Source organism: Enterococcus termitis, from assembly GCF_001730305.1.
Lineage (GTDB): Bacteria > Bacillota > Bacilli > Lactobacillales > Enterococcaceae > Enterococcus_L > Enterococcus_L termitis.
Genome location: NZ_MIJY01000001.1, coordinates 213,070 through 227,507, shown reverse-complemented (window position 1 = coordinate 227,507; position 14,438 = coordinate 213,070). Strand labels below are relative to the sequence as shown.

Sequence of the window (14,438 nt, the reverse complement as noted above, 5' to 3'; positions counted from 1 at the left end):
TTGTTATTCTAACTCATGATCTGTCGGTCCATCTTCGGGGATTGGTTCAAGAAATACTTTTCTTGGTTTACTACCTTCCGAAGGACCGATCACCCCATGCTCTTCTAATTCATCTACTAAACGTGCTGCGCGGTTATAACCGATTCTGAAACGTCTTTGTAGAAGTGAAATACTTGCTGTCTGCATCTCTACAACTAATGCTTTTGCTTCTTCATATAATTCATCTTGCGATGCTTCGCTGCTGCCGCTCGTTGTCTCTTCTGTAGGCATCATGCTCTCCTGATATTCAGCTTCTTGCTGTTCAGTAACAAAAGCGACGATCCGCTCCACTTCCTGATCAGATATGAAAGCGCCCTGTACCCGGATCGGTTTATTCTCACCCATCGGTAGAAACAGCATGTCTCCCCGTCCCAACAGCTTTTCAGCTCCGTTACTATCAATGATTGTACGTGAGTCTGTTCCGCTGGAAACAGCAAATGCCATTCTTGAAGGAACGTTTGCTTTAATGATCCCAGTGATAACGTCCACACTTGGACGTTGTGTGGCTAAAATCATATGAATCCCAGCAGCCCGAGCCATCTGAGCTAAACGAATGATCGCATCTTCTACCTCATTACTAGCAACCATCATCAAATCCGCCAACTCATCAACAATCACTACAATAAATGGTAGGATAGGACGATTTTCACCATCTTCTAAATTCTTTTGAATTACTAAATCATTATAGCCAGAAATATTTCGCACGCCTGTTGCAGCAAACTTTTCATACCGGAACTCCATCTCCTGCACAACCTTTTGAAGTGCCTGAGCTGCTTTTCTTGGGTTAGTCACAACTGGTGTCAATAAATGTGGGATTCCGTTATAAACATTCAACTCAACCATCTTTGGATCGATCATCATCAATTTGACTTCGTGCGGTTTCGCCCGCATCAAAATACTCGAAATGATTCCATTGATCGCAACCGATTTACCGCTCCCAGTCGATCCGGCAATCAGTAAATGCGGCATTTTCGCTAAATCAGCAGATTGAACCATTCCCGAAATGTCTCTTCCAAGCGGAACTTCTAAAAGCTTATCTGGATGACTTGGCTGTGCTTCAATAATATCTCTAAATGACACTGTACTAACTGTGCTATTCGGCACTTCGATCCCAATCAATGACTTGCCGGGAATCGGCGCTTCCATCCGCACATCTTTAGCGGCTAAAGCCAAAGCGATATCGTCTGTCAAACTAACGACCTTACTAACCTTCACACCTACGGCAGGCTGAATCTCAAATTTTGTTACAGCCGGTCCTAAGCTAGCTTTGACTACTTTAGCGTCTACTCCAAAGCTTTTGAATGTTTGTTCCAGCACGCCAATATTCTTTTCTATTTTTTGGTATTCGCCGCTTTGATCAGCAGAAGGAATCGAATCCAGTAAGGTTGACGGCGGCAGCTCGTAATCTCGATCTTCCGCTTCTTCTGAAATCTCAAAATCCAAGTCGCCCCCTTCATCTGCTTCTGGTTCAGCTTGGGCAGCAGGCTGCATTTTTACTGGCTGTATTTCAGCCTGACTTTGAAAGCTGTCGATTGGAACTAATGTTAGTTGTTCTGGTTCTTGTGCATCCTTTTCTTCTTGCTCCCATGCCTCTTGAGCAAGCTTTTCGCCAGGTGTCAGTTCACGAACATCATTTTTTAATCGTTCCTGCGCCATTTTTTCAATTTTTGCTTGTTTAGCTGCTTGTTTTTCAGCACGCTTCGCTTCTTTTTCTGACTGACGTTCTTCACTTTTAGCAGTTAAATGACCTAATTTTTCCCGAACCGTCTGCAAGCCATTCATGACTTGTTGAAGCTCCAGCATACTCACCAGAAACACACCAAACACTATCAACAGTGTAGCAACTAGATAGCTGCCAAACTGAGCAATCAAGAAATACGTCATACTGTATAAAGCCGCACCGATCATACCGCCGCCAACATTTTGGGCAACTGTACTTGCTTTTAAATCGATTCTCAAAAAGTCCCAGGTTGTCCCCAAAATATCTGGTGTTTGCGTACCAACGTTACGAAACAGATAGGCATGTAAAAATAATAGAATGCCCAAATAGATAACTACACCGCCAATAATTGGCCGCGTTTTTTTAATAGGGAACTCTTTCCCGAAAATTACCAAAGATAACCCATAAAGCATCAATAAAATGGCTGCTGCAGGAAACGTATTCCCAATAGCAACGCGTAGTCCATTAGCAATCAAGGTGCCTAAAAAACCTAGCTTCAATAGGCCGAATAATCCAAAAAAGATAAAAAAGATACCAAGGAAAATGAAATTCAGATGTTCTTGCTGCTGTTGCTGTTTTTTTGTCTTTTTCTTTTTTGCACGTTTTCTTTTTTGTGCCATGTAACATCCCTCTTTTCAATCAGTATCCATTATACCTAAAAAGTGAGCCGAACAAAAGTACCCCCATTGTTTCTCTTACAATTTTAATGTTTTTTTCCTTCATTTTCCTGTGGCAACTGTTTTTGAATCCCGATTCCAGTCATTCCCGAAAGAATTGAAAGTAACGGACATAATAAGATAAAAAAGCTGAACGGTGCATACTGTAATGTAGATACTTGCAACGTGGAAGCCATAAATACACCACTGACGCCCCATGGAATCAAAGAATTTAAAACCGTACCTGAATCTTCTAAAGCTCTAGATAGAACTTCCGGCTTTAGATGAGCAGTATCATAACTATCCTTAAAGGCACGCCCAGGAAGAATGATCGATAAATATTGCTCACCGATCATCAAATTCGCTAACGCTCCACTTAAAACTGTTGCGGCAACTAAACTGCCAGTCGATTTTAATTTATGTGCAAGAGGCGTCATCAAGACGGTGATCACCTCCATCTTCATCAATAAACCACCTAACGACAATGTTAATAAAATTAGGGAAACTGACCACATCATGCTTTGAATTCCGCCTCTCGTCAACAATGCATCGATTTGTTCCATGCCTGTTTCAGAGACAAAACCATTTTCTATGATCCCGCTCAACTGCTTCAAGTTGAGCGTTTGCTGCTGGACAAGATACATCACACTCGACACTAAAATAGTCAATAACAACGAAGCTACTGCTGGAATACGTTTGATCGAACAAAAAACAAGCAGTAAAATCGGGAGAAGCGCCCACCAGCTAATAGAAAAATTTGCCTTTAATACGCTTAAAAACTGTTCAGTTTCTAAAGTCGTTTGACTGATTTGTGTTTGAAGACCGATAACTGCATAAAGGATAAAAGAAATGACAAAAGCGGGAACTGTAGTCCACATCATATTTCGAATATGCTTGAACAGATCCGCCCCAGCAACAGCCGAAGCTAAATTTGTCGTATCTGACAGAGGAGACATCTTGTCACCAAAAACAGCTCCTGAAATAATCGCTCCTGCTAGTATTGCAGCGTTAAATCCCATAGAAATCCCCATGCCCATCAAGGCTAAACCAATCGTTGAAACGGTAGTAAATGCACTACCGATAGAGATTCCTACAAGAGCACAGCTGACAAAAGCAGAAGGTAAAAAGATACTTGTATTAATAACTGAAAAGCCTGCATACATCATTGTTGGAATCACGCCACTTGCGATCCAGACTGCAATCAAGGCACCGATTAAAATAAAAATAACCATCGGAATGATCCCTGTTTTCACACCGTCTATGATCCCTTCATGAATCTCATCCCAAGAGGCTTTACGCCATTTGCTCCAACCAATCAATAAACCTAACGCACACAATACAGGGAAAATTGGACTCATTCCCATACCGATTACACAAATACTGATAATCAATAATAATGATAAAAATACCGTTACTGCTTCTTTTACACTTAATTCTTTTTTCATCGTTTTCCTCAATCTTCTTTTCTATTGAATTACACTAAAAAATATGGCTGAAGCATCACTCATTGAGTTCTACTCCAGCCACCTGAAATCAATTAGGAGCGTGACTGGGACATAACTCCATGAGTTACAACCCAAGCACCTAAAATTCGAATAAACAGTGGAAGCAGAAAAGTCCTCTTGAAAAATAACCTTCTGCTTCAACCTTTTTATCATGCACTTAAAACCGTATAAATCTATTCGACGATTTAACGATAAAAATCAAAACGACCTTTTGCCAACATTTCTTTGATACCGCCTGTTTCAAATAATGAACGGTCCATGATCGTTTTTTTGATTACAGATGCTGGGTATCCTTTGACTTCCATTTTGCCAACCTCACCAAAAGCATGGCTATTTCCGATCGACGCTACTGAGCCTAATGATTTGAAGGTAAATTCTTTTGTTGGTTCACCTTTTAACTGTGCTTTGATATTTTTACCCGCATGTTCACCCATTTTAAGGGAGATTTGTGCAGTTGTAGGATATGGACGATTTGATTCTTTATCCATCACAGCAGAACAGTCACCAATGATATAAACGTTGTTATGATCTGGATCTGTTAAATCTGGTTGAACCATCACACGTCCACGTTTTGCTGCAAAACCAGAATCTCCAACTACATGGCTACCGCTTACTCCAGTGGTCCAAATAATTGTTTTTGCTGCTAATTCTTTTAATTCATTTGTTTCTTGATCATTTAAATAAACGACTGTATCTTGCTTGATTTCTTTGATCGGTTTACCAACTAAGAAGTTGACACCCCATTTTTTCAAATGATCGATCCCATATCCACCTAATTTTTCGCTGAACATCGGTAATAGACGAGTCACAGCTTCTACACAGTATAATTGTATTTTATCCGGCTCAACACCTGCGATCTCTGCTAATTTCTTTTTGCCTTCAACTAATGAGCCAAGTAATTCGATCCCTGTAAATCCAGCACCACAGACAACGATTTTCAAACAATTCTCATCTTTGGTTTCTTTATATGCCTTCATTTGTTCTGTTAAATGTTGATAAACTTTTTCTGAAGTGGGAATATCTACCATCTTCAATGAAAATTCTTCCACGCCTGGAATACCAAATGATTCAGATTCATAGCCCAAAGCCACGATCAGATAATCGTATGAAAGTGGGGCTTGATCTTTTAAATGCACTTCTTGATTGTCACTGTCGATTTTTTCAACTGTTCCTTGTACAAAAGTCGTACAAGTACTTTTGACTACATCTTTGATCGGATAAGTAATCCGTTCAGAGGTTTGGATCCCTGCTGCAACTTCGTGAATATCTGTTGCTTCAAAGTGATAATCATTTTGATCCACTAACGTAATTTTTATTTCATTATTTCCTTTTTGTAATTCATGCAGCGCTCTTAATCCGGCATAGCCAGCGCCTAAAATAACGACATGCTTGCTCATTCTAAAAATCTCCTTCTAATTTGTTTAATTTATTATTTAAACCACAATCCTATGGCAAAAAAAACAACTTGTGAAAAAGCACCTACAGCTAAAATCTTAACTGCACAAATAAATGTTTTTGTTTTGATCTGCTCGTTTAAAAACAGCTTCGTTTGTTTCCAGATGAACGGCAGAGTCAATATTGTCAATAACATTGTGATCGGTGTTAAGCCTAAAATGACACTTAAAATAATGGAAATAAAAGCAACAACAATCAAACCTACAAATAAGTTGATCGCCGCTTTTTTCCCTAAATAATGAACGAGAGTAAAGCGATGATTTTTTTCATCTTCTTCTAAATCGCAAATATTGTTTGCCAACATCAAATTAGCAATCAAACATGTATTTGGCAACGAAACTAAAAAGATGCTGCCCAAATTTTCAAACGTCCATTGAAAAGAGTCAAAGGTATTGATGTACACACAAATCAACATAATCATAAAGCCCATCGTAAATCCAGAAAACAGTTCCCCTAAAGGCAGACTGGATAAGGGTCGAGGACCTGAAGAATAAAAAATCCCAATCAAATAGCAATAAAGCCCCATCCACAGCAACGGCCAGCCGACAATCATCGATAAGCCAATGCCCATGAATGCAGAAATCACGATCATCCAGATGATCCAGTTGCGAATCATCGACAAGGATAGATTTTCCCGGCCAATGATATTCGTTTTCTCTTTGTAATCATGCCCTTCTTTTGCATGGTGATAGTCGTTATAATTATCTAAAATATCGACAGCCATATTAAAAATAAACATAGCGATAAAATAGATCAGTACGTAAAATAAATGCAAGCTGTGATAATGGTACCAACTAAAGCAGATGCCTAAAAGAAAGGGTAAAACACTGGCAGTTTTGGCTTTAAGTTCTACGAGTTCAAAAAATATATCTTTATTCAAATTATACTCCTCTCTTCTTTTAATATTTAGTTTTATGCTCATGAAATAATTTACTGTATTTCTTTACCAAATTCGTATACAATCAATAGTATTGAACAACCGAAAGGATTATTAAGTTATGAATGAGTTTTGGAAGGATTTTCCAATTATCCAAGAACAATTGAATGAAACATGTGAATTAATCAAACAACAAGTAAAAGTCCGTAATAAAGAAATAGAACAGGCATTGATCGATCTAACTTTTTCTGGAGGCAAATTGTTGCGCCCAGCTTTCTTTTTCTTGTTTGCCCAAATGGGTGATAGCCAAAAGCAAGACCACCAACAGTTGATCAAGATTGCTGCTTCTATAGAAATTTTGCATATGGCCACACTTGTCCATGATGATATCATCGATGATTCTCCTTTACGAAGAGGCGCAGAGACGATCCAGGCTCGTTATGGCAAAGATATTGCTGTTTATACTGGAGATCTGTTATTCACCGAATTTTTTGAATTACTGGCAGAAACGATGAATGGTTCTGACTTCTTACATACCAATGCATCTGCTATGAAGCGTTTATTACTTGGCGAGTTAGATCAAATGCACACACGCTATAAAAAAGACATCACTGTCTTTGATTATTTGCGTAGTGTCAACGGCAAAACAGCGGAATTATTTTCTTTAAGTTGCTTAGAAGGCGCTCATTTTGGCTATGCTTCTAAAGAAATTCAGCGACTAGCTGCCCGAATTGGTCGAAATATCGGTATTGCTTTTCAAGTCTACGATGACATTTTAGACTATTCAGCCAATTCAAAGACCTTGAAAAAACCAGTACTAGAAGATTTATCACAAGGCGTGTATACCTTGCCGCTGATCTTTGCTTTACAGAAATCACCGGAAACGTTCTATCCCTATTTAGAGAAAGAAGCTGCAATCACAGCTGAGCAGGCAATGGAACTCGGTCAACTTGTTCATACATTTGACGGGGTGAATGATGCCAAAGACTTTGCAAAAAAAGTCACCCAAAAAGCATTGATTGATATTCAAAAGCTTCCTGACTGTTTAGGTAAGGAGCAATTAGAACAGCTGACGCACTTATTACTACAACGTTCATTTTGATCAATGACTGTCATTTGATAGCAAAGCAATGAGGCTGAGACAAAAGCGTTTAGCTCCAAGAAATAAGAAGGAGCTGCTTTTTTCTCGCCGTTTATTCGGGTTTAGAGAGCGAAACAAAACGGATTTTCAGTTTTGTCTCGCTCTCATTTTTGTATTCTAACTAATTTTTTTACACTTGCCAAAATCAGATAAACAGTGAGAAAAAAGCAACGCCTGTTGAAATAAACGAACAGTATTGTAAAAACATAATGCATCTAACAAACGGATCGTATATCGTTTTCCTCAGGTCTTGAAGCTGATTACTTTTGCCTCAGTCTCACCAATCAGTTTTTATTCTGCCCGCGATCGATCGCATACAGTTGTTGGTAATGTTGGTTTTCTGCCAATAATTCCTGTGGCGTACCGCTCATTTCCAATTTTCCATCTTCAATGAAGATCACTCGATCCATCATATGAACTCCCTGTAAATGATGCGTGATCCAAATGATCGTTTTGTCTGCTAACGTATCAAAAAATGTATCCAACAATTGTTGCTCTGTAATTGGATCAAGGCCTGTCGTTGGTTCATCCAGCAAAACGATTGGTGTATCTTGTAGTAAAATTCGTGCTAACGCCAAACGATGACGCTCTCCGCCTGAAAAACGTAACCCCGCCTCATCGACCATTGTTTGTAGCCCATCTGGTAAGCCTTGAATCATTTCTTTTAACCCAACACTAGCCAACACCTGCCAAACTTCCTCTTCCGTTGCTTCTTCTCGTCCAAGACGAACATTATTTATGATCGTTGTTCTAAACAGATAAGGCGCTTGATGGATCACTCCGATTGCTTTCGTGATTTGATCATCAAAATCAGCTGTCGGAATGCCTCCTAACGTGATTGAACCTTCTTTTGGTCTTAAATCCCCACGAATCAAGCTAGCCAAGGTACTTTTTCCAGAGCCACTACGACCTAGAATTGCTAACTTTTCTTTCGGCTGAATATTTAAGGTCAGATTTTCCAACACATTTTTTGCTGTTTGATCATACGAAAAGGATAACTCACGAATCCTAATTTCTGTATTTGCAGGAATCAAGACTGCTTCTTGATTCTTTTGCGTAACCTCTGGAAGATCGTTCAAGCGTTTGATCGAATCTTTATAAATATTTGCCTCTTGTGCTGCATCTGGTAATGGAGCGAATGCATCGATCAATGGAAACACTGTTAATGCAAATGCGGCAATCCAATTGGCTGCACCGCCATGATTTCCAGGAAAACGCACACTAGACCACGCTAAGACAGCTACAGTGATGACACCAAAAGCCGTTTGAAGGATAAAATCACGAAAACGATTAAAACGTTTGATTTGTTCATCTAATTCCCGCAGCTTCGCCTCGTCTTTTTCATAGGCATGAACGAATTCTTCTCCTCGTTGACTAAACACCCAATCAGAAACGCCTAAAATATTATCTGTCAACGTTTTGTATAACTCATTTTTCGATACTTTTTGCTTTTCTTGTCTTGCCCCATTCACTAATACAGAAATCAATGGTAGTAAAAAGACAACCACACCCAGCATCAATAACATGCATAAGCCAAACCACCAAGAAAAGAAGCCTAAACCGATAATAATAAAAATATACAACAGCCATGCAATGATAGTTGGAAAAATCGTCCGCAAATACAAGTTTTGTAGATGGTTGATATCTTCAGATAATAGACCTAAAATATCGCCCGTCTGATATTTTGATTTAAAGAAAATCGCATCTTTCTCCAATACCAGATATAATTTCAAACGCAAATCGGATGTCATTTTCAATACCCAATTATGACTGACCAACCGTTCAATATAGCGAAATACCGGACGACTGATCCCAAAAGCCCGAGTCAATACGATTGGAATATAAATCATCAAAATATTTTCTGGAAGTGATGCAGCCCGACTGATTAAGTAGCCTGAGTTAAACATCAATGCTCCTGCACTGAAAAAAGTTAAAAAGCCTAAAAATAATGCTAAATACAACAACCCTTTATATTTTTTCAAAAAAGGTCTGACCCATTGATCTGTTGCATATAACTCTTTATTTGTTGGGGTATTTTCCATTATTCTATCCCCCTCATTTGATTCATTAATCTAACGTAGTAGCCATTTTTCTCTGTCAATTCAGTCAATGTCCCTGCTTCAACTAGCTGTCCTTTATCCATCACTAAAATATAGTCCATTTCAGCCATCCAGTGTAATCTATGGGTGGCAAAGAAAACCAAATGATCTTCCATCAAGGGCAGCATTCTCTCCTTAAGTTCAACCTCTGTCTCAATATCAAGATGTGCTGTCGGTTCATCAAATAAAAGAATATGACGCTCTTGATCTAAAAACGCTCTAGCTAACGCGATCCTCTGTGCCTGACCACCGCTCAATGTTCTGCCGCTTTCACCAATCAACGTGTGTATCCCTTGATCTAAACTTGAAACCAACGTCTGCAAACCAACTAACTCAATGGCTGACTGCACTTGTTCATCCGTTGCTTTCGGCGTATAAAAACGCACATTATTCGCTAACGTATCTTGAAATATATAAGGAGATTGCGGAATATAAACAACTTGTTTTTGCCATTCCTTCTGTAAGAAATGTGGAATTTTCTGCCCATCAACCTGAATAATTGTCTTCTCTGGATCAGGCTCTAAAAAGCCACTCAACACATTGATCAGCGTTGATTTACCCGAACCGCTGGCGCCGATGATTCCAATTTTTTGATAGCCTTTTGCGGCAAAGTTCAACTGCTTCAACGCCGCTTGCGGTGCTTCCTCATACTGATACGTCAACTGCTCAACAGAAAGCTCACTTAATGCTGTCCAATCTCCTAAAACAAGACTATCTGTCTCTTCAACCTCTGGCAAATCCAATACTGCCTGGATTGCCTGGAATGAATTTTTCCCATCTAGCGTTGCATGATAGTCACCCGCAAAATCACGAACCGGTAAAAAGAACTCAGGTGCCAAGATCAAGGTTGTAAGCGCAGGAAAAAGTAAAATTCCACCTTTTAATAAACTCAACCCTAAAAAGACTGCCACAACAGCAACGGATAATGTTGTAAAAAAGTCTAAAGCAAACGTCGATAAAATAGCAATTTTCAGTGTACTCATCGTCGCACGTCTAAAACGCTCGCTCGTATTATAAATACTACCCGCATATTTTTCGCTTAAGCCGAATAATTTCAGCGTATCGATCCCTCTTAAAGAATCAATAAAATGATTCGATAATAATTGAAATGCTTTGTACTGCTTGTCCGCTTTGCTTTGTGCTGCATAGCCCAAGACGATCATAAAAATAATGATCATTGGGAAAACAACGAGTAAAACAATCCCTGACCGAACATCTAAAGTAAAAATAAAAATCAGGATCAGCCACGGAATGATCATCATATTCATGATTTTCATCAAAATCAGGTGAAGATAATTTTCTGCTTGGCTGATTCCTTCAAGTGCCATAGTGACCATGTTCCCTGTACCATTTTTTTGGACAACAGTCGGACCTAAACGAAAAATCTTTTGTAACAGCTGCTCTCTCAATTCACGCGCTCGATCATAACTGAAACGATCCAGCATTTTTTCCCGAATATAAGTGACAACATGTCTGCCTGTATAAAATAAAAAAAACATCACAATAGCTGTTAGCTGATCTTTAAGTCGACCACCTTCCCATAAACCGACAATCGCTTTCGATAAATAAAAGGCTTGTCCGATTATAAAGACAGCTTGCAGGAAAGAAAAACCTGCAAGCAAGACCATGATATTTTTTATTTTAGGCATTTTTAAAATAGCCTTATCGATCATCCTTCATACCCCAATGCAGCGATCGCCGGATGTTTGATCCGTTTTCTAAAGATATAATACGACCATGCTGTATAAGCTAAAACAAACGGTAAAATCGTTAATGACAACCAAGTCATTGTTTTTAGTGTGTATGGACTACTTGATGCATCTTTGATCAAGATATCGTAATATCCTTCACTGCCGATCATTACACGTGGGAAAAGACCGCTAAACAATAACACTACAAGAAGAACCAACGTCAATCCGCTAGCGATAAATGCCAACATTTCTTTTTTCTTAAAGACGCCCACATTTGCAACAACCGTTAAAACAACGATTCCTAGAACAAGCAGTAAAGTTACTAAGAAATGATTATCAAAGAAATCCGTTTTAAAATACAATAATGCCGCAAACACAACTAAACCGACATATAAGACCCAATAGAAAAATGATGCATAGTTACGTGCACGTTCTCTAACAGGACCTTCTGTTTTCAACGTAATATAGTTTAATCCATGTAAGTAGCATAATAACGTCAACGCAACGCCGCCAACGACAGAAAATACATTAATATAGTCAGTAAACGACGCCATCATATTCCCATCTTTATCAAGCGGCATTCCTTGGACCATACTAATGAATAAAATACCAAAGAAGAACGGTACTATAAAACTGCCAATCGACAATGTCCAGTTCCACATTCTACGTTTTTTACCATCCGGCATCCGATGACGGAATTCAAATGATACCCCACGAATGATCAACCCAACTAAGATAATAAATAAAATCAAGTAAAAACCGCTAAATAATGAAGCATACCAGTAAGGAAATGACGCAAACATCGCGCCTCCTGCTGTTAATAACCAAACTTCATTCCCATCCCAGACCGGTCCAATTGTTTGGATGATCTGTTCTTTTTCTTCTTCATCATGAGCCAATGTTTGAACAGACATGCCCACACCAAAGTCAAAGCCTTCAAGGAAGAAGAAACCGGAAAATAATATACCGATCAATACAAACCAAAGTAATTGTAACGTACTCATCCGCCAAAGACCTCCTTATCGAATGGATCTACTTCAGTAGCATTCGCTTGTGCTAATTTCTTTTCTTCATAATCTGGTCCTTTTTTCAACTCAACCGTGATCAAGTAAACCATGACTGAACCAAGACCTGCGAAGAGAATAAAGTAAATAATATTTGATGTTAACAACGATGCAACTGAAACATTTGGAGATACACTATCTTCGATCGTAAATAGACCATATACTGTCCATGGATAACGACCGAGCTCTGTAATCAACCAACCTGTTGTATTTGCTAAGAATGGTGCAAATGTGCATAATGCAACGATCCAAACCATCCAGCGTTTTTCATAAAGTGATGGTTTTTTCTTACGAGTAAAGAATAGTCCTAATGCTGAAACTAACAACATCAACGCACCAAATCCTGCCATTACTCTAAAGCTCCAGAATAACGTATTCACTGGCGGATAATAATTTTTATCATCGCCATATTCGGCTTTCAAACGTTCATTGACGGTTTCCATTCCATCAACAGAACCAGACAAACTATTATAAGATAAAATACTTAACATATAAGGAATTTGTATACCAAATACTTGTTTATGCTGTGCCTCATCTGCCCAGGCAATCAAGGTCCAAGCTGCTGGATCACCGGAGTCTTCGTAATCTCCTTCCATTGCAGCAAATTTCATCGGTTGATCTTCAATCAACGCTTTCATTTGTAAATCACCGGCCAATAATACGCCGATAGAACCAAACAAAGCAATCCACATACCAATACGCATAGAAACTTTGTGGAAGTCGACATCACGTTTTTTCAAGATTTGGAACGCAGCCAAACCTGCAACGATCATACCACCCATCACGACAGCTCCAGCTAAAACGTGAGTGAATTCATACCAAACTTTTGGATTGGCAATTACCGCACCAAAATCGATCAATTCCGCACGACCATTGTTCAGCGTATAGCCTACTGGATGCTGCATAAAACTATTTGCTGCTAAAATCCAGAAAGCAGACATCATGGAGCCAAATACAACCAACCAAATAAATGTTAAATGCAATTTTGGATTTACTTTATCCCAAGTAAAAATCCATAATCCTAAAAATGTTGATTCTAAAAAGAATGCAAGTAAGGCTTCGATTGCTAACGGAGCACCAAAAATATCTCCTACGAAACGTGAATAATCAGACCAGTTCATTCCGAACTGAAATTCTTGAATAATACCTGTGACCACACCTACTGCAAAACTTAATAGAAAAATGTTGCCCCAAAATTTTGCCATTTTACGATAACGTTCATCTTTTTTTACTACATACATCGTTTCCATCACTGCAACAACAAGTGCTAATCCTATAGAAAACGGCACGAAGAAAAAGTGAAAGACTGTGGTCATCGCAAATTGGAATCTTGCTAATGATACAATATCAAACATCAATAATCCCCCTTGTTTTTTCCCGTTTCCACAAAAAGAAAGAAGCTAATTCTACTCGAAAAAGCCGATTCATCAGTACAGTTGGTTGGATCTGTAAAAATGACGTCCTGCCACGAATAAAATAAACTTACTTATAACCAATTTGTGGAAACTCTTTTTATTAAATTTAGAATGATTCCAATTTAGAGTATACTCCTTTATTTAGAAAATACAAATGTTTCCGTCTATTTTTCATCAATTTATTCATTACTTCTATAGGAAAAATAAGAATCTGAATGAATTTCCAACTTGTTCATAAAAAAACACAGAAACGATTCTTTTTATTCAGGTTCCTCTCGTTCAGATTCTCTGATAATCTCTTTAATCACTTTGGAATCTGTTGGAACTAAAAAGAATCTGCTTACATACGAAATTCATAGGTTTATAGAGAAACTTATCATTTCTGTCTAAAACTAGTCATATTCTTTTCAGTCGTCTTAGAGTCAGATACCTGACATGTATCAATCCAGCCGTCCCTGTTGCTTTGAATCGTTCATATAATGATACACCTTGTCGATTTTATCTTGTTTGATTTGAGTGATCTTATCTTTATTGAAGCCTTCGATGATTCCTTGTTTTTGCAGTTCTTCGATCATTGCCGTCAGTTGATAAAATTCTGTCAGCATCTGTTCTTCATTCGTCTCGTCTGCTCTTAAAGGATGATGATCTTCAAAGCCAAATCGAATAGCTTTTGATAAGGCTTGCTGAATTTCAGCACATTCTTCCATTGCAACCACTGCTAAATACTCCTCTTTTTTCATTCCCTACATCCTTTCTAACTCTTTATGTGGCATTCT

10 protein-coding genes are annotated in these 14,438 nt (G+C 38.6%); 1 reads left to right on the top strand and 9 read right to left on the bottom strand.

The features are described from left to right. Positions 1-3: 3 nt before the first annotated feature. The 4 genes from BCR25_RS01060 to BCR25_RS01045 all read right to left on the bottom strand — a co-directional run bounded on the left by BCR25_RS01060 (position 4) and on the right by BCR25_RS01045 (position 6,255). Positions 4-2,379, bottom strand: coding sequence for a DNA translocase FtsK (locus BCR25_RS01060; RefSeq protein WP_069661749.1), 2,376 nt, complete (start codon positions 2,377-2,379; stop codon positions 4-6). 83 nt (positions 2,380-2,462) lie between these two features. Then, entirely contained in the window at positions 2,463-3,860 is a 1,398-nt protein-coding gene (gene nhaC / locus BCR25_RS01055) for a Na+/H+ antiporter NhaC (RefSeq protein WP_069661748.1), read from the bottom strand. 245 nt (positions 3,861-4,105) lie between these two features. Next, positions 4,106-5,317 carry an NAD(P)/FAD-dependent oxidoreductase gene (locus BCR25_RS01050; protein ID WP_069661747.1) on the bottom strand — a complete coding sequence of 404 codons (1,212 nt, stop codon included), beginning with the start codon at positions 5,315-5,317 and terminating at the stop codon, positions 4,106-4,108. A gap of 32 nt (positions 5,318-5,349) precedes the next feature. Next, positions 5,350-6,255 (bottom strand): prenyltransferase, encoded by a 906-nt coding sequence (locus tag BCR25_RS01045; RefSeq protein ID WP_069661746.1) that lies wholly within the window; start codon positions 6,253-6,255, stop codon positions 5,350-5,352. 118 nt (positions 6,256-6,373) lie between these two features. Between BCR25_RS01045 and BCR25_RS01040 the strand changes: the two genes are divergently transcribed. Next, a complete protein-coding gene (locus tag BCR25_RS01040) occupies positions 6,374-7,354 on the top strand; it encodes a polyprenyl synthetase family protein (protein ID WP_069661745.1) in 981 nt (326 codons plus the stop codon). A 323-nt stretch (positions 7,355-7,677) separates the two neighbouring features. On the opposite strand, the gene cydC is transcribed toward BCR25_RS01040, so the two are convergent. From cydC to BCR25_RS01015, 5 genes are all read right to left on the bottom strand, one after another. After that, positions 7,678-9,435 carry a thiol reductant ABC exporter subunit CydC gene (gene cydC, locus BCR25_RS01035; protein WP_069661744.1) on the bottom strand — a complete coding sequence of 586 codons (1,758 nt, stop codon included), beginning with the start codon at positions 9,433-9,435 and terminating at the stop codon, positions 7,678-7,680. Continuing rightward, positions 9,435-11,165, bottom strand: coding sequence for a thiol reductant ABC exporter subunit CydD (cydD, locus tag BCR25_RS01030; protein WP_069661743.1), 1,731 nt, complete (start codon positions 11,163-11,165; stop codon positions 9,435-9,437). The genes cydC and cydD overlap by 1 nt, the downstream gene beginning before the upstream one ends. Then, positions 11,162-12,187: a cytochrome d ubiquinol oxidase subunit II gene (cydB, locus tag BCR25_RS01025; RefSeq protein ID WP_069661742.1), complete on the bottom strand. Its 1,026-nt coding sequence runs from the start codon at positions 12,185-12,187 to the stop codon at positions 11,162-11,164. Before cydB ends, cydD begins: the two co-directional genes overlap by 4 nt. Next, on the bottom strand, positions 12,184-13,602 hold the full coding sequence (locus tag BCR25_RS01020; protein WP_069661741.1) for a cytochrome ubiquinol oxidase subunit I: 1,419 nt from the start codon (positions 13,600-13,602) through the stop codon (positions 12,184-12,186). The genes cydB and BCR25_RS01020 overlap by 4 nt, the downstream gene beginning before the upstream one ends. A 500-nt stretch (positions 13,603-14,102) precedes the next feature. Further along, positions 14,103-14,402, bottom strand: coding sequence for a nucleoside triphosphate pyrophosphohydrolase family protein (locus BCR25_RS01015; RefSeq protein ID WP_069661740.1), 300 nt, complete (start codon positions 14,400-14,402; stop codon positions 14,103-14,105). Positions 14,403-14,438: the final 36 nt, after the last annotated feature.